Source organism: Thioalkalivibrio sp. ALE21 (genome assembly GCF_003208255.1).
GTDB classification, from domain to species: domain Bacteria; phylum Pseudomonadota; class Gammaproteobacteria; order Ectothiorhodospirales; family Ectothiorhodospiraceae; genus Thioalkalivibrio; species Thioalkalivibrio halophilus.
This window is the reverse complement of sequence record NZ_QKMA01000015.1, coordinates 39,644-58,890: the sequence shown is the minus strand read 5'-3', so window position 1 is coordinate 58,890 and position 19,247 is coordinate 39,644. Positions and strand designations below refer to the sequence as shown.

The 19,247-nt window shown below is 67.2% G+C and carries 17 protein-coding genes and 2 pseudogenes; 2 read left to right on the top strand and 17 right to left on the bottom strand.

What is annotated here, in order from left to right; all coding sequences use genetic code 11:
* Both D893_RS13835 and D893_RS11265 read left to right on the top strand, forming a co-directional pair.
* Positions 1–209, top strand: a pseudogene (locus tag D893_RS13835) (IS3 family transposase); the annotation flags it as partial.
* A gap of 46 nt (positions 210–255) precedes the next feature.
* A pseudogene (locus D893_RS11265) lies at positions 256–834 on the top strand (HAD-IA family hydrolase); the annotation flags it as partial.
* A 111-nt stretch (positions 835–945) separates the two neighbouring features.
* Here the strand turns inward: D893_RS11265 and iscR are convergent.
* The 17 genes from iscR to leuC all read right to left on the bottom strand — a co-directional run bounded on the left by iscR (position 946) and on the right by leuC (position 18,996).
* Complete coding sequence (gene iscR / locus D893_RS11260; RefSeq protein ID WP_018936055.1) at positions 946–1,425, bottom strand: Fe-S cluster assembly transcriptional regulator IscR; 480 nt, start codon at positions 1,423–1,425, stop codon at positions 946–948.
* Positions 1,426–1,856: 431 nt separating this feature from the next.
* Positions 1,857–2,414, bottom strand: coding sequence for a L,D-transpeptidase (locus D893_RS11255; RefSeq protein ID WP_026288831.1), 558 nt, complete (start codon positions 2,412–2,414; stop codon positions 1,857–1,859).
* Between the two features lie 5 nt (positions 2,415–2,419).
* Positions 2,420–3,931, bottom strand: coding sequence for an amidophosphoribosyltransferase (gene purF, locus D893_RS11250; protein ID WP_018945738.1), 1,512 nt, complete (start codon positions 3,929–3,931; stop codon positions 2,420–2,422).
* Positions 3,932–4,021: 90 nt separating this feature from the next.
* Positions 4,022–4,612 (bottom strand): CvpA family protein, encoded by a 591-nt coding sequence (locus D893_RS11245; protein ID WP_077243452.1) that lies wholly within the window; start codon positions 4,610–4,612, stop codon positions 4,022–4,024.
* Positions 4,613–4,666: 54 nt separating this feature from the next.
* Positions 4,667–5,323: an SPOR domain-containing protein gene (locus tag D893_RS11240; protein ID WP_110619839.1), complete on the bottom strand. Its 657-nt coding sequence runs from the start codon at positions 5,321–5,323 to the stop codon at positions 4,667–4,669.
* Entirely contained in the window at positions 5,299–6,657 is a 1,359-nt protein-coding gene (locus D893_RS11235; RefSeq protein ID WP_110619838.1) for a folylpolyglutamate synthase/dihydrofolate synthase family protein, read from the bottom strand. Before D893_RS11235 ends, D893_RS11240 begins: the two co-directional genes overlap by 25 nt.
* Before the next feature lie 4 nt (positions 6,658–6,661).
* Positions 6,662–7,627 (bottom strand): acetyl-CoA carboxylase, carboxyltransferase subunit beta, encoded by a 966-nt coding sequence (gene accD / locus D893_RS11230; RefSeq protein ID WP_018945734.1) that lies wholly within the window; start codon positions 7,625–7,627, stop codon positions 6,662–6,664.
* Positions 7,628–7,659: 32 nt separating this feature from the next.
* Positions 7,660–8,493, bottom strand: a complete 834-nt coding sequence (gene trpA, locus D893_RS11225; protein WP_110619837.1) for a tryptophan synthase subunit alpha — start codon at positions 8,491–8,493, stop codon at positions 7,660–7,662.
* Entirely contained in the window at positions 8,490–9,701 is a 1,212-nt protein-coding gene (gene trpB, locus D893_RS11220) for a tryptophan synthase subunit beta (RefSeq protein WP_018945732.1), read from the bottom strand. Before trpB ends, trpA begins: the two co-directional genes overlap by 4 nt.
* Entirely contained in the window at positions 9,694–10,329 is a 636-nt protein-coding gene (locus D893_RS11215; RefSeq protein WP_077243454.1) for a phosphoribosylanthranilate isomerase, read from the bottom strand. Before D893_RS11215 ends, trpB begins: the two co-directional genes overlap by 8 nt.
* 57 nt (positions 10,330–10,386) lie before the next feature.
* A complete protein-coding gene (gene truA, locus D893_RS11210; protein ID WP_077243455.1) occupies positions 10,387–11,214 on the bottom strand; it encodes a tRNA pseudouridine(38-40) synthase TruA in 828 nt (275 codons plus the stop codon).
* A gap of 37 nt (positions 11,215–11,251) precedes the next feature.
* On the bottom strand, positions 11,252–11,938 hold the full coding sequence (locus D893_RS11205; protein ID WP_110619836.1) for a hypothetical protein: 687 nt from the start codon (positions 11,936–11,938) through the stop codon (positions 11,252–11,254).
* A gap of 89 nt (positions 11,939–12,027) precedes the next feature.
* Positions 12,028–14,505 carry a FimV/HubP family polar landmark protein gene (locus D893_RS11200; RefSeq protein ID WP_110619835.1) on the bottom strand — a complete coding sequence of 826 codons (2,478 nt, stop codon included), beginning with the start codon at positions 14,503–14,505 and terminating at the stop codon, positions 12,028–12,030.
* A 155-nt stretch (positions 14,506–14,660) separates the two neighbouring features.
* Entirely contained in the window at positions 14,661–15,686 is a 1,026-nt protein-coding gene (locus D893_RS11195; protein ID WP_018870826.1) for an aspartate-semialdehyde dehydrogenase, read from the bottom strand.
* 29 nt (positions 15,687–15,715) lie between these two features.
* Positions 15,716–16,792, bottom strand: coding sequence for a 3-isopropylmalate dehydrogenase (leuB, locus tag D893_RS11190; protein ID WP_208854533.1), 1,077 nt, complete (start codon positions 16,790–16,792; stop codon positions 15,716–15,718).
* A 152-nt stretch (positions 16,793–16,944) separates the two neighbouring features.
* Complete coding sequence (gene leuD, locus D893_RS11185) at positions 16,945–17,583, bottom strand: 3-isopropylmalate dehydratase small subunit (protein ID WP_077243459.1); 639 nt, start codon at positions 17,581–17,583, stop codon at positions 16,945–16,947.
* A gap of 3 nt (positions 17,584–17,586) precedes the next feature.
* On the bottom strand, positions 17,587–18,996 hold the full coding sequence (gene leuC, locus D893_RS11180) for a 3-isopropylmalate dehydratase large subunit (protein WP_018945725.1): 1,410 nt from the start codon (positions 18,994–18,996) through the stop codon (positions 17,587–17,589).
* Between the last annotated feature and the right edge of the window lie 251 nt (positions 18,997–19,247).

Genomic DNA, 19,247 nt, shown 5'->3' with positions numbered 1-19,247 from the left:
GGTACAACGAGCAGCATCGTCACAGCGCGCTGAACTACGTGACCCCCACCCAGCGCCACAACGGCGAGGCCGCTCGGATCCTGGAACGCCGCCGAGCCACATACGAGCGGGCACGAGACGCCCATCCCGAGCGTTGGTCCGGCCCCATCCGGGACTTCGGTCTGCCAGAGACGGTGACCCTCAACCCGGAGACAGCCGCCAGTTGTTAAAGAACCCTGAACTCCATCAGGCGACATCTACCTTGACAGATAGCGCGCCCCCGCGGCCATCCATACGCGCCTGCAGGCCGAAGGGCGGCGACCGCTCCTGCTGCTCAACCCGGATCTGGCGCCGGAGTTCGAGGATATGGCCACGGATGATCCCGATGTCGTCGTCCTCGGCGACATGGGAGAGGCCTTCGACTATGCCCATCTCAACCGTGCATTCCGCACGCTGATGCAGGGCGCCCCCCTGTGGGTGATGGGCGTTAACCGGTATTTTCGCGAGGCGGACGGCCTGTCCCTGGATCTGGGTCCCTTCGTGCGGGCGCTGGAATTCGCAGCGGACGTGACCGCCGAGAACTTCGGCAAACCCGACCCCCGGCTGTTCCATACGGCCGTCGCCGATCTCGACTTGAGCCCGGAAGAGGTCCTGGTTGTGGGAGACGACGTCACGTCGGACGTCGAAGGGGCTCTGGACGCGGGCATGGCCGCCTGCCTGGTGCAGACGGGCAAGTACCAGCCCGGCGACGAGAACCTGTGCGGTCACCCCGGCGCGGGACTGGCGGGCGATCTGGCGGATGTCGTGGACGGCCTGCTGGATCCCGCCTGCCATCCCGAGCGGGAACGCCCCTGAATGAGGACCGCCCCGACGGACTTCCGGGGGGAGAAGACCGACGGGGCGGAAAGGGTACCGGACCACGAGCCCGGCACGACCCGCGAGAGCGGGCCGCACCGGGGATCGTGATCAGGCGGCGTCGTTACGGAAGATGAAGTGGTGCCGGGCGCCGCGACGCTCGTCCTGCTGCCGCGCCACCTTCTGCACTTCCGGACGGTTGGCGAACTGCGCCAGGGTGATGCCGTCGAGAAAATCGTACAGCTGCTGGCTCAGCTCGTCCCACAGCTCGTGGGTCAGGCAGCGATCGCCTTCCTGGCAGTCCTTGTGACCCTTGCAGCGGGTCACGTCCACCGACTCATCCACCGCCGTGATGATGTTGGCGACGCTGATCTGGTCAGCACGCTTGGCCAGGCGGTAACCACCGCCGGGACCGCGGACCCCTTCGACCAGACCCGCCTTGCGCAGCTTCGCGAACAGCTGCTCCAGATAGGACAGGGAGATCCCCTGGCACTGGGAAATGTCGGCGAGGGTCACCGGACCGATCCGGTCGTGAATCGCCAGGTCCATCATTGCTGTCACCGCATAGCGGCCCTTGGTCGAGAGTTTCATGTCTTTCGCCTCCGAAATCGTGGTCGGTATGTCGCCTTGTTCCTTTTCCCAGTCCTTATGGCAACAGATTCCGTTCCTAGTTCCCGACAACCATGGTCAGGAATAATTCCGCTATCCTAACAAGCGTTTTGACAGATTTCACGCTTTTCTAACGGTTCTACTCATTAGGATATTCAAAAATCGCCAAAGTTCCAGAGGTAGAAGGGACTTTTTTCCTCTTTCAGGCCGAGACTATGCTGGACGCAATACAGAAAGGCACAAAATGCGTAAAGTTTTTCGACGCCGCGGCCTCGGCAATCGAACCCTTGCCGGGGAGGGAGTGGAATCGAACGAGGAGTCGGGGACCAACTGCAGCGCAACCGCGCCCGACCAGGGAAACACTGATCAGTGTTTCCCTAACGGAGAGCGCCGTGCGGCGGGACGAAATCGAGTCAGGGGAGGATCTGGACCGGGGTCCCCACGGGAAGCCGCGGGAACAGCTCGATCACCTCGTCATTGCGCATGCGCACACACCCGTGCGAGGCCGGCTGTCCGATGCGGCCCTCCTCATCGGTACCGTGGATGTAGATGTAACGCTGCAGCGAGTCGATGCCCTCGCCCCGGTTCACGCCATCTTCCAGACCTTCCAGCCACAGGATCCGCGAGGTGATGTTGTCACGCGGACTGCGCTCATCAGGGCCGGTGAGGATCTCGGCCGTCTGCCCGGTATTGCCCCGGGCGCGGAAGATGGTGCCCTTCGGGGCCCCCTCGCCGAAGCGCTCGGCGATGCGATGCAGACCCGGCGGGGTCTTGAGGCTCCCGTCCTCGTTACCCACGCCGTTCTCGGCGGTGGACACCTCGAAGATGTCGGTCACCCGGCCGTCCTCCCACACGTAGAGGCGCTGCTGGTCGACGCGGACCACGACCACTGGCAGATCGGCCGACGCCCGCGCCCGCTCGCGGGCGTCGGCCACCACCGGTTCGATCCATTCGAGCGAGGGCAATGTCACGTCGCCTACTTCTTGTTGGCCAGATCGAGGACTTCGCCCGCGACCGGGGTGTTTTTCACGCCGTCGGCCCGTGCCGCGGCCAGCTGGTCCAGATAGCCATCCGGCAGCTCGGTCACGTATTCGCCGGTAAATACCGAGCAGTCGAATTCGTCGATCGAGCGGTTTCCGCGCCACACCGCAGCCTTCAGGTCATCCAGGTCCTGGTAGATCAGCCGATCGGCGGCAATGGCCTCGCAGACCTCGTCCTCGTCGCGTCCGTGGGCGATGAGTTCTTGCGCGGCCGGCATGTCGATCCCGTAGACATTGGGATAGCGCACCGGCGGCGCGGCGGAGGCAAAATACACCTTCCTCGCCCCGGCCTCGCGTGCCATCAGCACGATCTCGCGCGAAGTGGTCCCGCGCACGATGGAATCGTCCACCAGCATCACGTTCTTGCCGCGGAACTCCAGCGAGATGGCATTGAGCTTCTGCCGTACCGACTTCTGCCGCTTGGTCTGCCCCGGCATGATGAAGGTCCGGCCGATGTAGCGGTTCTTGATGAAGCCCTCGCGGTACTTGATGTCCAGCTCGTGGGCCATCTCCAGCGCGACGGTGCGCCCCGTGTCGGGGATGGGCACAATCACGTCGATATCGTGATCCGGCCACTCGCGGCGGATCTTCTCGCCCAGCGCCGTGCCCATGCGCATGCGTGCGCGATGAACGAATACGTTGTCGATCACCGAATCGGGCCGGGCGAAATAGACGTGCTCGAAGATGCAGGGCGTCAGCCGCGTGTTTTCCGCACATTCCCGCGTGTACACCTCGCCGTCGGGGGTGATGAACAGAGCCTCGCCGGGTGCCAGATCGCGCTCCAGTTCGAAACCCAGGGATTCCAGCGCTGCGCTTTCCGAGGCCGCCATCCATTCAAGGCCTTGCCCGTCTTCGGCTTCGCGCGAGCCGTAGACCAGCGGCCGGATCCCCTGCGGGTCGCGGAACGCCAGCATCCCGCGGCCGGCGATCATGGCCACCACGCCGTACGCCCCGCGCGCCCGCTGGTGCACCCGTTCCACCGCATCAAAGACAGAGTCCGGCGTCAGGCCGTTGTCGATGAACCGGAGCAGCTCCTGGGCGAAGACATTGAGCAGGATCTCGGAGTCGGAGTCGGTATTGATGTGGCGGCGGTCGGTGGCGAACAGCTCGTGCTTGAGCTCCCCGGCATTGGTCAGATTACCGTTGTGCCCCAGCGTGATGCCAAACGGCGAATTCACGTAGAAGGGCTGGGCCTCGGCCGAAGACGAGGAACCGGCGGTGGGATAACGCACATGGCCGATCCCCATGTTGCCGGTCAGCGTCTGCATGTGATGATTGTTGAACACATCGCGCACCAGCCCGTTGTCCTTGCGCAAATGCAGCCGCCCGTCATCGTCGCAGGTCACGATGCCCGCGGCATCCTGGCCACGGTGCTGCAGCACCAGCAGGGCATCATAAATGGGCTGATTGACCGGGGAACGGCCAACGATTCCGACAACTCCGCACATACTGACTCCAGGGGGTTCGGGATGGCCCTTGCGTGATCGGGCCGGATCGGTGATTCGTTTCGACGGGTGATGTAATTTACGGCTGACGTCCTATTGCGGCGTATCCGGCGGTCCGGCATCCGGTTCGACCCCGGACTCGAACGGGAACGGGGCCTCCCCGTGGGCGCCCGCGTCCGTCTCGCCTCCGGACAGCAGACCCTCCAGATGTTCCCGCCAGTCTTCGGGGAGCAGTCCCAGCATCCAGTCGACCACGCGCTCGAAATGCGGGATGAGCATGCTGCGCTCCCACCAGCCCTCCTCCGGCATCAGGGTCAGCGAGGCGAGGAACACCAGCATGGCCACCAGCACCACACCGCGCAGAGCACCAAAGATGATGCCCAGGGCACGGTCGGTCCCGGTGAGCCCGGTCCCCTTCACCAGCTTGCCCGCCAGCACGCCCAGCAGGCCGCCCACGATCAGCACGGCAATGAACAGCACCGCGAAGCCGATTGCGAGCCGCACGGTCTCGTCCGGGACGGCGTCCGGCAGGATCACGGCGACGTCAGCGGCAAAGCGGATGCCCACCCATACGCCCACGATCCACGTCGCCAGCGAGAAGGTCTCGCGCACGAATCCGCGGAACAGGCTGATCACCCCTGATACGGCGATCAGGGCAATAATGACAAGGTCGATCCAGTTCACGGTGTCAGTCTATCGCAGGCTTGCTGGAACACGTACATCGATGCGTGGCGGCCTTCAGGGGAAGGTCACCACGATCCCGGACAAATCCCGTTCTTCTTCCAGGTCCTCGCGCAGGCGGATCGCCGCTTCGCGATCGGCCCGAGGCCCGACCTTGACCCGGTAGACGGTCTCGCCGTCCACCGTCACGTCCTCGACAAACGCCGCCAGACCGGCATCCCGCAGGGCCTGTTCCTGTTCGCGCGCATTGTCCCCGTCCCGGTAACTGCCGACCTGGACCGCCCATCCACTGGTGACCTCCTGCGTCGGCTCCCCCTCGCGCCGCAGCGGCTCCGGCCCCTGCGCCGCCTCGGTTTCGGGACTGGCCACAGAGTCGTCCCCGGCCATGTCATCTTCGTCATCTTCCGCGTCACGGTCCGATGGCAATCTCCGCGCCTCCGCAACGCGCGACGTATCCATACCGGGCGTTTCCATCTCGTCCTCCGGTGCTTCATCGCGCATGCGCATGTCACGTTCCGACGGCAACGGCACGTCCGGCTCGGCGAACTGCGGTGCCTCGGGGACCGGGTCTTCCGCGTCCGTCATGTACTGGTAACCCGCCCCGTCGAACACCCATGGCAGGAAAATCACCGCGAGCGCGATCAGGATCACCGCGCCGACCAGGCGATAACGCACAACCGGCTCGTCGCTCACGGTGACACCTCGCCCGTGCATACCGGCTCCACCGGGCGCGTCGCCGTGGCCGCCGCCTCGGCCAGGAACGCGGGCCCTTCGGTCGCGGCGGCAGCCACGGTGTGGAACGACCCGAACACCACCACGCGACCCGACGCCCCGGCCAGCTCCCGCGCCCGGTCCAGCCCCTGCGCCACGCTCGCCGCCGGGGCTTCGACCCGGTCGACACCGGCTGCGGCCAGTTCCGCGGCCATATCGGCCGCCGGCAGCGCGCGCGGAAGATCCAGGGACAGCGGCACCCAGTGGTCGACCACCTCGTCGAGGGCCGCCCACATCGCGGCGCGCTCCTTGTCGGCCATCACCGCCACGGCGGCGACCACCGGACCCGATACCGGTCGCGCCCGCAGCCAGCGGGCCAGTTCCGCGACCGCATGCCCGTTATGGGCTACGTCGAGCAACCATTCGGGCTCGGCCCCACCCGGGCGAACCCGCTGCAGCCGACCCGGCGCCTGGCTGCGCAACGCGGCTTCCACCACGGCGCCGTCAAGGCGATATTCCAGCCCGAGACCCGCCACCACGGCCATGGCCGTGGCCAGGTTCACGCGTGCCGCACCATCCACGCTCGCGACCGCCTCCGGCGCGAGTTCCAGCAGGGTCTCCTCGGCTTCGAAGCACCACTGCAGCGCATCCGCACGTCCCACGGCAGGCTGCAGGTCGTAGTCCTCGCCCACCCGACGTACCGGCACGTCGAGCAAGCGAGCCCTGGCCTGCACGCTGTCGGGCGGATCCGGGTCGCCCAGCATCAGCGGGCGAGCCTCGCGCAGGATCCCCGCCTTTTCGGCCCCGATCGCCTCGCGGGTGTCACCCAACCATTTCTGATGATCCAGATCCACCGCGGTAATGACGGCAATGTCGGCGTCCCAGATATTGGTCGCGTCCAGCCGCCCGCCCAGGCCCACCTCCAGCACCTGCACGTCCACCGCGGCCTCGCGAAAAAGCCAGCCGGCGGCGAGCGCGGCGAATTCGAAATAGGTCAGCGAGTCCTCGCCCCGCGCCCGATCCACCGCGTCAAAGGCCCGGCACAGCGCATCGTCCTCGGCTTCGACGCCGTTGATGCGAATGCGTTCGTTGTAGCGAACCAGATGGGGGGAGGTGAACAGACCGGTGCGCAGACCCATCGCCTGCAGCAGGCCCGCGGTTCGCGTGGCCACACTGCCCTTGCCGTTGGTCCCGGCCACCAGCACCGTACGCGGCGCATGCCGGCACAGCCCCAGGCGATCGGCGACCAGGGTCACCCGCTCCAGGGTCAGATCCATGGCGACCGGGTGCAGGGTCTCCTGCCAGCTCAGCCAGTCGTCGAGACGTTCGAAGCGCACGGCCTCAGTCGGCCGGCCGGCCGCGGCTTTCGTCCGCTCCCGCGGTGGCCGGCACGGCCGCGTCCACGGAACCGGAATGGGCTTCGCGGCTTCCGGGCTCGGGATCCTCGCCCGGGGCCGGCGCGTGCATCATCATGCCCAGAATGGACGCCATGCGGGTGCGCATCTCGCGACGGTCGACAATCATGTCGATGGCGCCATGATCCAGCAGGAATTCCGAGCGCTGAAAGCCCTCCGGCAGGGTCTCGCGCACCGTCTGCTCGATCACCCGCGGACCGGCAAAACCGATCAGCGCCTGGGGTTCCGCCGCGTTGACATCGCCCAGCATGGCCAGACTGGCCGAAACCCCGCCCATGGTGGGGTCGGTCATCACCGAGACGAACGGGATGCGCTCCTCGCGCAGGCGCGCCAGTACCGCGCTGGTCTTGGCCATCTGCAGCAGCGAGAACAGCGCCTCCTGCATGCGCGCTCCGCCCGAGGCGCTGAAGCAGACCAGCGGGATCTGTTTCTCCAGCGCCCGATCCGCACCGCGCACGAAGCGCTCGCCGACCGCCGAGCCCATGGAGCCGCCCATGAAGCGGAAATCGAAGGCCGAGGCCACCAGTGGCCGGCCCAGCAGCTGCCCTTCCATCACCACCAGGGCGTCGCGCTCACCGGTGGATTTCTGCGCGGCCGCGAGGCGGTCCTTGTATTTCTTGGAATCGCGGAACTTGAGGACATCCGAGGATTCGATGTTTTCCGCAATCTCCTCGCGTCCCTGTTCGTCGAGGAAGGTCTCCAGACGCCGCCGCGCGTGCATGCGCCGGTGATGCCCGCACTTGGGGCAGACATCCAGATTGCGCTCCACCTCGGGACGGTAGAGCGTGGCATCACAACCTTCGCAACGCACCCACAGACCTTCCGGGACCCCGCGCTTGTTCGCGTTGTCGGTGCGGATGCGCGAGGGCATCAACTTTTCGAACCAGCTCATGCCGACTCCGTCACGGACGCAAAACGCGCATTCTACACCGAGCCGGCGGCACTCGTGGAGCGTGCCGCATCCATCGCGCGACGCATCTCACCGAGTTTGTCCGCCGCCGCACGGATGAAGCCCGCCGAATCCCCCGGATGGGCCTCCGCCAGACTGACCAGCGCACTGCCAACCACCACCGCGTCGGCCACCCGCGCCACGGCCGCCGCAGATTCCGCATCGCGGATCCCGAAGCCTACGCCCAGGGGCAGATCGGTGTATTGGCGGATCGCGTCCAGACGCTCATTCAGCGCCGAGGGATCCAGACTCTGCGAACCGGTTACACCCTTGAGCGAGACGTAATACACAAACCCGCGCGCAGCGCGGGCCAGGTGACCGATACGCTCGCTGGAGGTCGTCGGTGCCACCAGGAAGATCGGGTCAATTCCCGCCCGATCGAGCAGGCCGGTCACCTCGTCGCATTCCTCCGGCGGCAGGTCCACCGTCAGCAGGCCGTCCAGGCCAGCGGCAGCCGCAGCCTCGGCGAATGCCTCGAAGCCCATGCGTTCCACCGGGTTGAGATACCCCATCAGCACCACCGGCGTATCCGCGTCGCGTTCCCGGAACTGACGCACCATCTCCAGCACGTCGCGCAGCCCGGTGCCATGCTGCAGGGCCCGCTCGTGCGCGCGCTGGATCACCGGCCCGTCGGCCATCGGGTCGGAAAACGGGACCCCGAGTTCGACCAGGTCCGCGCCGGCGTCGACCAGCGCATGCATCAGGTCGACCGTGGCGCCCGGTTCCGGGTCGCCGGCGGTGATGTAGGGCACCAGGGCCGCACGGTCGGCGGCACGGCATTGTTCGAAACGTTGCTGGATGCGGCTCACAGCGTGATCCCCTCGCGGTCGGCCACGGTGGCGAGGTCCTTGTCGCCACGGCCGGACAGGTTGACGATGATGCTCTGGTCCGGGCGCATGGTGGGCGCCAGCTCGAGGACGTGCGCGATCGCATGGCTGGTTTCCAGCGCCGGGATGATGCCCTCGGTGCGGGTCAGGCGATGGAAGCCGGCCAGAGCCTGATCGTCGGTCACCGACACGTAGCTCGCCCGGCCGATGTCCTTCAGCCACGCATGCTCCGGCCCAACGCCGGGGTAGTCCAGCCCGGCCGAGATGGAGTGCGTGCCGATGATCTGGCCGTTGTCGTCTTCCATCAGGTAGGTGCGGTTGCCGTGCAGCACGCCGGGGCGCCCGGCGCCCAGCGGCGCGGAATGGCGGCCAGTGTCCACGCCCTCGCCGCCGGCTTCCACGCCGACCATCTCCACGGACTCATCCGCCAGAAACGGATGGAACAGACCGATGGCGTTGGAACCGCCACCCACGCAGGCCACCAGGGTATCGGGGAGGCGACCGGTCGCTTCCACGTGCTGCTCGCGGGCCTCGCGTCCGATCACCGCCTGAAAGTCGCGGACCATGGCCGGATACGGGTGCGGACCGGCGACCGTGCCAATGATGTAGAACGTGTCGTCGACGTTGGTGACCCAGTCGCGCATCGCCTCGTTCAGGGCATCCTTCAGGGTGCGGGTCCCGGAGGTCACCGGCACCACCTCGGCGCCCAGCAGGCGCATGCGGTAGACGTTGGGGGCCTGACGGCGGGTATCTTCCTCGCCCATGTAGATCACGCACTCCAGCCCCAGCCGAGCCGCGACGGTGGCGGTGGCCACGCCGTGCTGCCCGGCCCCGGTCTCGGCGATGATGCGCTTCTTGCCGAGATGCCGCGCCAGCAGTGCCTGGCCAATGGTGTTGTTCACCTTGTGCGCGCCGGTGTGGTTGAGATCCTCGCGCTTGAGATAGATCTGCGCGCCGCCCAGCTCGCGCGACAGCCGCTCCGCGTGATAGAGCGGATTCGGCCGCCCCACGAACTGCCGCAGATCGCGATCCAGCTCGGCCAGAAATGCCGGGTCCTTCATGTAGCGTTCGTACACGTCCTGCAGTTCGTCCAGCGCCCCCATCAGGGTCTCCGACACGAACCGCCCGCCGTACACGCCGAAATGCCCGCGGGCATCCGGGAACGCCCCCCAGTCGATCGCTTCACTCATTCAGTGTCACCTCGTTGCGTCGCACCGCGCGCACGAAGGCGCGCATGCGTTCCGGTTCCTTGATCCCGGGTGCGGACTCCACCCCGGAGCTCACGTCGACCCCCCAGGGGCACGTTACGTTCAATGCCGCCTGTACCGACTCGGGATCCAGCCCGCCGGCCAGCAGCCACGGCCGTGGCAGGTCGGGCGGGATCCGCGACCAGTCGAAGCGGTGGCCGGTTCCGCCGGTACGCCCGCCACCGTGGCTGTCGAGCAGGAACCCGCGTGCCTGCGGGTGCGCGTCCATCGCCCGGCGCGGATCCGCATCGCCGGCCATCGCGACCGCCTTCAGATACGGCCGGCCGAACCGCGTACAGTCCGCCGCCTCCTCGTTCCCGTGGAACTGCAGGCAGTCCAGCGGCACGACGTCCAGGACCTCCTCCACCCGCCGGGGATCCGGATCCACGAACAGACCCACGGCGCTCACCAGCGGCGGCAGCGCCGCGGCAATCCCTGCGGCCTGCTCCGCGCCCACGCAACGCCGACTGGCCGGGTGAAACACCAGGCCCACGGCATCGGCCCCGGCCTCAGCCGCCGCGCGCGCCTGTTCCGGGGTCGTGACCCCGCAGATCTTGATCCGATAACGCATTCGCCAAGCCTACCAGAACGCGCCGGATTCCCGCGGATACCCTGCCCGGGATCACCCTTACACACTGGCCGGCACCGGTCCCAGAACCGGCGCCTCCTGGTCCGGCATCGCAAATTCCGGCGGGTATTCCACCTGCACGAAGTACAGCCCCCCGGCCGGCGCCGTGATCCCCGACTGGCGCCGATCCCGCGCCGCCAGCACCTCGCGGGGCCAGTCCAGCTCCGCTCGGCCGTCGCCCACCGCCAGCAGTACGCCCGCGATGTTACGCACCATATGATGCAGAAACGCATTGGCATGCACGTCCACCAGCACGTACTCACCGCGCCGCCGGACCGTCACTTCGTGCACGCGGCGCACCGGCGACTTCGCCTGACAGGCCGCCGCGCGCAGACTGGTGAAATCCTGCTCGCCGACAAAATGCCGCGCCGCCTCCTGCATCCGCGCGACATCCAGCGGCCGCCGCCACCAGGCCACGCGGCCCGCCTCCAGACCCGGCCGCACGGGTCGGTTCGCGATCACGTAGCGATACCGGCGGGAACGCGCCGCGAAACGGGCATGGAACGCCGGTGCGACCGGCTGCGCCCAGCGAATCGCAATCGAATCCGGCAGGTTGGTGTTGCCCCCCAGGATCCAGGCATGCGCCTCACGCCGGCTCGCGGTGTCGAAATGCACCACCTGAGCCGTGGCATGCACCCCCGCATCGGTTCTTCCGGCGCAGGTCAGTTCCAGCGGGTGATCCGCGACAAAGCCAAGCGCCTTCTCCAGTTTCTCCTGCACGCTGGGCCCGTCCTTCTGCCGCTGCCAGCCCAGCCACGGCGTACCGTCGTATTCGACCCCGGCCGCCCAGCGCTGCAAGCCCGCCTCCGGTTCCCTTGTCTCGCCCATCCGCTGCCCGTACTCCCCGTCTTTCCTCGGTGCCGGTTCATCCCGTCACCCAACCGCCCCACTGCAACCCCAGTGCGACCATTCCCACCAGCGCCATCCAGCCGGTCTCCACTCCGCGCCAGCGATCCTCGCGCACCGGCATCGGGGAGCCCGGAACGGACTGTTCCCGTTCGGCCGGATCCAGGGCCGGATCCAGGGCCGCGTCCAGCCGCTGCACCAGCCATTCACGCACCGCATCCACCCTCGCCCTGCGGTCCCCCGACAGCCGGCCCCGCCGAGCTTCGATTCCGGCCCGGTCGCGTTCGAACGCCTCCAGCGCCAGGAACAGCCGGCGCGCGAAAGAGTGTCCGGCCCCCAGCGCTGAACCCCGCCGACCGCCCAGCACGCTGCCCAGGGCCGGCACCAGTTCCGTGCGCGCGTACCGATCCGTCAGCCAGACCACGGCCAGCACCACCAGCATCAGCGCCACGATCCGCGTAGCTGCCTCCAGCAGCCCCGCCGCGGTGCCTCCATCCACGGGCCACAGCCCGAAGAACAGGGCCAGCGACAGGTAGAACCACTTCATGCGCCACCACATGCGCAGCGCACGCTCCCACGGGAACGCCCGCAGCCCCGGGGCCAGCAGCAGAGCCGGCACCGTCACGGAGACAGCCACCGGGGATGCCGTCAGCACGGCCCCCGACAAGAGCAGAACGGCCCCCAGGGCCCCCATCGCCGGTTGCATGACCACCTCCCCAACGCGAAAAGGGGCCCGCAGGCCCCTCTCGCCGGTACGGTCCGGACCGCGGGCGAACCCGTCGGCCGGCCACCCCGTCAGGCGTCTTTCAGCTGGTCCTGGATCGCCCGGGCCCGCTCTTTCTCTTCATCCGACCCGGAGGCCATGATCTCGTCGATCAGATCCTGCGCGCCTTCCTGATCACCCATGTCCGCATAGGCCTGGGCCAGGTTCAGCCGGGTCTCGTTATCATCTTCGCCTTCGGCCGCCGGAGCCGCGGGTTCCTCCGCCGCCGGTTCGTCTGCTTCGGAGGACGCAACCGGTGGCTCGTCGCCGCCGGCTTCGTCGCCCAGCAGTTCGTCCAGATCCATGGACGGCACATCGCCGCCGGCATCGCCGCCGGCAGGCTGACTGTCATCGGCGGAGGGCAGATCCGATTCCTCGATATCAAAGGACAGATTGTCGAGGTCGTCGAGATCCCCCGCCGCATCCCCGGCTTCCGAACCCTGACTGGCAGCGGCCAGCTCTTCGTCGAGCCCGGTATCGGCCTCGAAATCCATACCGGAATCGAGCTCACCGGCCGCCTTTTCCGGCGCCGCCAGCTCGTCCGCACCCGAGGCCTCCTGTTCCTCGGCAAAACCGGACAGGTCAAACTCCCCGGGTTCGTCGGCCGAATCGCTGGCTGCGGTATCCGCGGACGGCGTACCCGAGGCCGCAGAAGCGTCGCCCGATCCGGCTTCCAGGTCCGCGAGTTTCTCGCGGATCTCGCCGTCTTCCGGACCCAGGCGTTCGCGCAGGCTGGCGGCGGCCTGGCGCATCTCGGAGTCGCGCCCCTGAGCCGCGAAGGCTTCCACCAGCTTCAGGCGGTACTGGAGATTACCGGGCTCATCGTCGATGGCCGAGGACAGGGTATCGACGGCCTGATCGTTCATGCCGTAGGCGAGGCAGACATCCACTTCGGCCAGCACATCGTCGGCGCTCATGCCCGCGGTTTCCGACGCCCCGCTTTCACCAGCCGGGGTCGGCTCGCCCACCGCTTCTTCCGCCTGGCTCATCCCCCCATCGTCCCCGTCGCCCGGGCGCGCAGGCGTGGCCGGGGTCTCGTCCTGCGGTTCCGCACCGGTGCCACCGGCCGAGGCGGCAACGGCGCCTCCAGCAGCCACCCCCGTGGCACCCGCCACCGCGGCGCCCGAAACGGACGGCTCGGACGCCTCCTCGCGGGCCTCGTAACCGCTGCGCGGATCCGGGGTCGCCTTGACGCCGGAGTTGTCCACCCGGGCATTGCGGTCGCCACCCGGGCCACCCGGGCCGCCACCACGACCGCCGCGGGCAAATGCCAGCAGAACCAGCACCAGCAGCACCACCAGGGCGATGGCCATCATCATGAGCAGCGGATCGTTCATGATCCGCTGGTGCAGCGGAGCGTCACGTTCGGCCTCGGCCTCTTCCATGCGCGCCCGCAGTTCCGCCCGCTCGTCCTGCAGCTCCGCGAGCTGGGTTTCCAGCGTGGCCAGTTCCTCGCTGGCGATCTCGGCCACCTGTTCGCGATCCTGCAGGGATTCGCGCATCCGTGCGATTTCTTCCTGCATTTCGTCCATCTCGGCGCGCTGCGAGATCAGGGCCTCCTGGACGACTTCGGGCGATTCGGCGATCAGCGCCGCATCCTCACCTTCCGGCAGCACGTCGGTGACGATTTCGAGACGGTCATCCACTGCGTCCGCGTCGTCTTCGGCCGCAACGGCTTCGTCGTCTTCGCGTTCGGTTTCCTCTTCACGAGCTTCTTCAGGATCTTCCTCGGGCTCGTCCCTGGCCTCTTCCTCGACGGCTTCCTCGGCCACGTCCGGATCCGTCTCCTCGGTCACTTCTTCTTCGGTGACCTCGGGCTCGGGCTCCGGTTCGGGACGCGTACGCGCCTGCCAGGCTTCGGTCTGACGCTGGATTTCTTCACGCGCACCGGCGGCGTCGACCGCTTCCAGCGCCGCACGGTCCGGCGTGCGCAGTTCCGCGTCGGCACGCAGCGCATTGACGTTGCCATCGATAAAGGCATCGGGATTTTCCCGCAGGAATGCGAGCATGGCCTGCTCGTTGCTGACCCCGCTCAGCCCTGCCCGCTGCACGATCGCATACAGCGTGTCACCGGAGCGTACGCGATAGGTGTCCTGCGGGGCCCGGCGGTCGTCATCGGTCGCGGTGGTGCGTGCCGCCGCACGATCATCCGGAAGCGTTCCCGGAGGATCCAGCAGCAGGTTGAGTTCACGATAACTGCGCCCCCCGTCCCAGCGGGCTTCCAGAAGGATCCCGATGTAGGGCTCGCGCACGGGCTCGCGGGTGCGCAGGACGACCTCGCGATCCTGCCCTTCGCCACGCAGTTCAACCCGCAGGTCCCCCGGCACGCGGCCCCGGTCCAGTCCCGCCCGGCGGTACCGTTCTTCGGAGGCCTGACGCACCTGCAGCGATTCATCGGTCGCCGCCTCTCCGCGCAGCGCCACCCGGACATCCAGCGCCTGGTTCAACGTGGACCGGATCTGGGGATCGCCCAGCCCCACGGAGCTGGAAGAGGCCGGCGCGACCAGCAAAAGAATAATGAGCCCGAATAGTAACTTGCGCACGAACGTCCCCCTGTGTGTGCGTGGTTGCTGTCCGGGGCCGCCCGTGTCTCTGCCGACACGGGCTGTTGCCCGGCCCCTTGAACAATGAGGCTACCAGATCCCCGGCATATTGTGGGATTTAATCACAGGTAATCGCGGATCAAAACCTCGGCGATCTGGATCGTGTTCAAGGCTGCGCCCTTGCGCACATTATCGGAAACCACCCACATATCCAGTCCGCGGGGATGCGAAATGTCCTCGCGGATACGGCCGACGTACACCGCATCGGTGCCGCTGCTTTCGGTCACGGCGGTCGGGTACCCTCCGTCCTCGTGGCGATCCAGCACCTCGATGCCCGGTGCGGCCGCCAGCAATTCGCGCGCGCGTTCGGCCGAGATCTTCTCGCGGGTTTCGATGTGCAGCGCTTCGGAATGCCCGTAGAACACCGGGATGCGCACCGCCGTGGGGTTCATCTGGATGGACTCGTCGCCCATGATCTTGCGGGTCTCCCAGACCATCTTCATTTCTTCCTTGGTGTAGCCGTTATCCTGGAAGACATCGATATGCGGCAGCGCGTTGAACGCGATCTGCTTGGGGTAGACGCTGCATTCCACCGGGCGACCGTTCAGCAGGGCCGCAGTCTGGTGCGCCAGCTCCTCGATCGCGTCCTTGCCGGTACCGGAAACCGCCTGATAGGTGGCCACGTTCACGCGTTCCACGCCGACGGCGTCGTGCAGCGGCTTGAGCGCGACCAGCATCTGGATGGTGGAGCAGTTGGGATTGGCGATGATCCCGTGGCGCTCGTAGTCGCCCACCGCATCCGGATTGACCTCCGGGATCACCAGCGGGATCTCGGGGTCATAACGGAACTGCGAGGTGTTGTCGATCACCACGCATCCGGCCGCGGCCGCCTTCGGCGCGTATTCCTTCGACACCGACGCTCCCGGCGAGAACAGCCCGATATCCACCTGCGAAAAATCGAACTGCGCGAGGTCCTCCACAATCAGCTCGCGGTTCCCGTAGGAGACGGTGCTGCCGGCCGAGCGTTCGCTGGCAAGGGCATGCACCCGGTCCAGCGGCAGGTCGCGCTCGGCCAGGATGGAGAGCAGGGTCTCGCCGACGGCACCGGTGGCGCCGACGACGGCCACGTTGAACTTGCGATCACTCATGTCGGGGTCCTGTAACGTTAAAAAGGGTGTCAGGCGTCGTCCAGCGCAGCGACCAGGGCATCGCCCATACCCTGGGTCGACACCAGCTGCATGCCGTCGCCATGGATGTCCGGGGTCCGCAGGCCCTGATCGAGCACCCGCCCCACCGCGGCTTCCAGACGTTCGGCAAGGTCGTTGCGGTTGAGGCTGTGCCGCAGCATCATGGCAATCGACAGCACGGTCGCCATCGGATTGGCCTTGCCCTGCCCGGCAATGTCCGGCGCGGAGCCATGGATCGGTTCGTACAGGCCGACGCCCTCGCTGTTCAGCGAGGCCGAGGGCAGCATGCCGATGGACCCGGTCAGCATCGCCGCGGCATCCGAAAGAATGTCCCCGAACATGTTGCTGGTCACCATCACGTCGAACTGCTTGGGGTCGCGCACCAGCTGCATGGCCGCGTTGTCCACATACATGTGGGACAGCTCGACCTCGGGGAACTCCTTGCCCACGCGCTCCACCACCTCGCGCCACAGCTCCGAGACCTCCAGCACATTGGCCTTGTCCACCGAGCACAGGCGCTTGTTGCGCTTCATCGCGGCCTCGAATCCGACCCGCGCGATGCGCTCGATCTCGGATTCGGTGTAGCCGGCGGTGTTGTAACCGTAGCGCTGCCCGTCGCGCTGTTCGATGCCGCGCGGCTGGCTGAAGTAGATACCCCCGGTCAGTTCGCGCACGATCAGCAGATCCAGCCCGCTCACCACCTCGGGCTTGAGGGTGGAGGCCGAAGCCAGCTGCGGGTAGAGGATCGCCGGGCGCAGATTGGCGAACAGTTCGAGATCGGAACGGATCCCCAGCAGGCCGCGCTCGGGGCGCAGATCGCGTTCCAGGGATTCGTACTGCGGGCCGCCGACCGCGCCCAGCAGGATCGCATCGGCGCGGCGCGCCTGCTCCCGCGTCGCCTCGGGGTAGGGGTGCCCGGCCGCATCATGCGCCGCCCCGCCGATCAGGCCCTGTTCGATCTCCAGTTCGAGGCCGCCGATCTCGGCGACGCGTTCCAGCACCTTCAGCGCCTCGGCCACGATCTCGGGCCCGATCCCGTCACCGGGCAATACCAGAATTCGGTTCACAAACCTCTCCTAACCATCAGATCTATCGAATTTCTTTTCCACCTGCAGGAGGCCAGCCCTCTGGCCGATGGAGCCTGTCCTGGCGCCCGATCGGCCAGAGGGCTGGCCTCCTACGGGGGTAACCCCGTCCCGGCGCCCGGTCGGCCAGACCGTTATTCCACCATCCACGGGCGTTCCTGCCGCAGGCGTTCTTCATAGGCACGAATATCGTCCGCGAACTGCAGGGTCAGGGCAATGTCGTCCAGCCCGTGCAGCAGGCGGTGGCGGCGGTCCTCATCCAGCGTGAAGCGGAACACCGTAGCGTCCGGCGCGGTCACGGTCATCTCTTCCAGGTTGACCTCGACCTGCGCGCCCGGATTCGCTTCGACCTGCTCGAACAGGTTCTGCACCTCGTCCTCGGCCAGCACCACCGGCAGCAGCCCGTTCTTGCAGCTGTTGGAGAAAAAGATGTCGGCGAACGACGGCGCGATCACCGCGCGAAAGCCGAAGTCGGTCAGCGCCCACACCGCGTGCTCGCGCGAGGAACCGCAGCCGAAGTTCTTGCGCGCCAGCAGGATGGTCGCCTGGTCATACGGCGGCCGGTTGAGCACGAAGTCGGGGTTCGGCTGGCGCTGCGAGTGGTCCATGCCCGGCTCGCCCGGGTCCAGGTAGCGCCAGTCGTCGAACGCGTTGGGGCCGAAGCCGGTGCGCTTCACCGACTTCAGGTACTGCTTGGGGATGATCGCGTCGGTATCGACGTTGGAGCGGTCCAGCGGCGCGACGATCCCCTTGTGCACGGTAAAGGCCTGCATCGCTCAGCCCTCCAGCTCGGACGGTTCGATGAAATGCCCGGCGACGGCCGCCGCGGCCGCCAGCGCGGGGCTGACCAGATGCGTACGTCCGCCCTGCCCCTGGCGGCCCTCGAAGTTGCGGTTCGAGGTCGAGGCGCAGCGCTCGCCCGGCTCCAGGCGGTCGGCGTTCATCGCCAGGCACATGGAGCAGCCCGGCTCGCGCCACTCGAAGCCGGCATCCAGGAAGATGCGGTCCAGCCCCTCCTGCTCCGCCTGCTGTTTCACCAGCCCGGAGCCCGGCACCACCATCGCCAGCTTGATGTTATCGGCCTTCTTGCGGCCCTTCACCACCTCGGCGGCAGCACGCAGGTCCTCGATGCGCGAATTGGTGCAGGAGCCGATGAACACCTTGTCCGGGCGGATCTCGGTCATCGGCGTATTCGGCTGCAGATCCATGTATTCCAGCGCGCGCTGCATGCCCTCGGCACGTACCGGGTCGGACTCGGCTGCGGGGTCCGGCACGCGGCCGTCGATCGGCGCGACCATCTCCGGCGAGGTGCCCCAGCTGACCTGCGGGGCGATCCCGGCGGCATCCAGCTCCACCACCGCGTCGAACTCGGCATCCGGGTCGGAAACCAGCGTACGCCAGTACTCGGCCGCGCGTTCGAACATCTCGCCGGTGGGCGCCTGCGGCTTGCCACGCACGTATTCGATGGTCTTCTCGTCCACCGCCACCATGCCCGCGCGGGCCCCGGCCTCGATGGACATGTTGCAGATACTCATGCGCCCCTCGAGCGACAGGCTGCGGATCGCCGACCCGGCAAACTCGATCGCATAGCCGGTGCCGCCCGCGGTGCCGATACGGCCAATGATCGCCAGCACGATATCCTTGGCGGTCACGCCCGGGCGCAGCTCGCCCTCCACGCGGATCTGCATCGCCTTCGTCTTTTTCTGCCACAGGCATTGCGTGGCCAGCACATGCTCCACCTCGGAGGTGCCGATGCCGAAGGCCAGCGCGCCCAGCGCGCCATGCGTGGAGGTATGCGAGTCGCCGCAGACCACGGTCATCCCCGGCAGGGTCGCGCCCTGTTCCGGGCCGATCACGTGCACGATGCCCTGGCGCACGTCGGCCATCGGAAAGAACTTCAGCCCGAAGCCGGACACGTTGCTCTCCAGCGTCTCCACCTGGGTGCGCGAGACCGGATCCTCGATCCCGGCATCGCGGTTGGTGGTGGGCACGTTGTGGTCCGGCACCGCCAGCACGGAATCGCCGCGCCACGGCTTGCGCCCGGCCAGGCGCAGACCCTCGAAGGCCTGCGGACTGGTCACCTCGTGCACCAGATGGCGATCAATGTAGAGCAGCGTGGAGCCATCCGGCTCCTCGCGTACCACATGCGCCTCCCACAACTTGTCGTACAGGGTCTTGCCTGCCATTCCTCACTCCCGCGGCCGCGCCGCGATATTCCGAGCCATATCTTCGCTGAACGGCCGTAAAAGCCCCCTGTGGGAGGCCAGCCCTCTGGCCGATTCGACGTTGGGGCAAATCGGCCAGAGGGCTGGCCTCCTACGGGCGGGCCTACCGATCACATCGTCACTCTGCGGCTGCCGCGATATTCTTTCAAATCCGATTTCTTATCCGTATCATTCCATGCGGTTATCCATCGGCGGCAGACGAGCCGGATTCC